General features: G+C 34.9%; 1 protein-coding gene. It reads right to left on the bottom strand.

The genetic code is table 11. The features are described from left to right. Nucleotides 1-44: 44 nt before the first annotated feature. On the bottom strand, nt 45-1,241 hold the full coding sequence (locus FJR06_RS20895; RefSeq protein ID WP_015083065.1) for an ABC exporter membrane fusion protein: 1,197 nt from the start codon (nt 1,239-1,241) through the stop codon (nt 45-47). Nucleotides 1,242-1,495 lie beyond the last annotated feature (254 nt).

Here is a 1,495-nt window from a genome sequence, read left to right as displayed (position 1 = left end):
TTTATCTTCCAAATGCTTCGCCCCTACTAACAACTGACAACTGACTAAAGACTAATAATTACCTTAACTTGCATATTAGTAAATTTAGCTGCTTGCTGACTGGAAGCTGTATTTAGTCGGATATGAACCTTGACTATTCTGTTATCAATATTGCTAGAAGGATCTGTATTAGTGAGATTTTGCTTGCTTACATGTAAACCGATTCTTTCTACTTTTCCTTGCAATTCTTGAGGAAAAATATCACCAACTATTCGCACCTGTTTACCTTGAAGAATTTTGGTAATATCACTTTCGTAAACTTCAGCAACTACATACATTTGACTGGTTTTACCAATGTCAGCAATGCCATTATTAGTAATCAATTCTCCTGGGTGGGTATGGATTTCAAATACTTGTCCATTTTGAGGAGATTTTACATAAGCTTTCTGGAGATTAATAGTAGCTTTTTTCACTAATACTTCTGCCCGATTTAATTCGGCTATTGCAGCTTCTACATCTACTTTCCTAACTTCAGAAATCTGATCTAGTGTTGCTGAAGCTTCCTTTTTTCGTTGTTGGCTACTTAATTCCAGTTTTTTTAATTGTGATTGTGCCGCTTCAAGACTTTTTTTAGCCGTTTCTACATTCAAGCTTTTACTATCTCTTTGAGACGCAGAAATTGCCCCTTCTGTATATAATTCTTGATAACGTTTATTTTCAGATTCAGCATTGAGTAATTCTGCCTGGAATTTTTCTATAGTTGCTTTTTGAGTATCAATATCACCTTGACTTTCTACAGCTAATCTGTCAATTATCGCTTTTTGAGCCGTAATTTCTCCTTGTTTAACACCTGCTTGAATTTGAGCTATTTTAGATTGAATTATCCTCACTTCTGCTTGCGCTTGGGTTAATTCTGCTTGCAAGCGATCGCTATTATCTAAAATAGCAATTGCCTGTCCTACTTTGACCATATCTCCCTCCTGAATTAATATCTTTTCGACTCGACTTCCTTCTCCAGATACAGGTGCTGATAATTTAATTACTTCCCCCTCTGGTTCAATTCTACCTAGGGCTGTAACTGTTTTTATCTCTGGTATTGCGATCGCAGCAGTTGCTAATTTTTGATTATCTATATCCCGAAATTTTAGGACAATAAAAACACTAATACTAGCCACAGATAAAGATGCCAGCATAGCAATAGCTATAGCTAATCGGAGAATAGACTGAGAAGATAATGAACCTTGTAGCTTGTGGTTTTGCACAACTGCATACCTTTTCAGTGCTGTTTCAAAATTAGTTAATGAAAAATATGAGGTAGAAAACGTAATCCTGGAAAACCTAAAAATGTAGATCTAGACAAAATCGGTTTAGTCAATTTATTGCATTACAGATGACAAATCAATTCTAGATTTTTGACAGAAACGAACATTTAGAGATAATATGCCAGAATAGAAAGTCAGATGGTTAACCAATGACAGTTTTAATAAAAATAAGTAGGTTAGCATTGAAAATCGTC

The sequence above is a fragment of the Dolichospermum sp. UHCC 0352 genome (assembly GCF_009711925.1).
GTDB classification, from domain to species: domain Bacteria; phylum Cyanobacteriota; class Cyanobacteriia; order Cyanobacteriales; family Nostocaceae; genus Dolichospermum; species Dolichospermum lemmermannii.
This window is presented reverse-complemented; position numbering and strand designations above follow the sequence as displayed.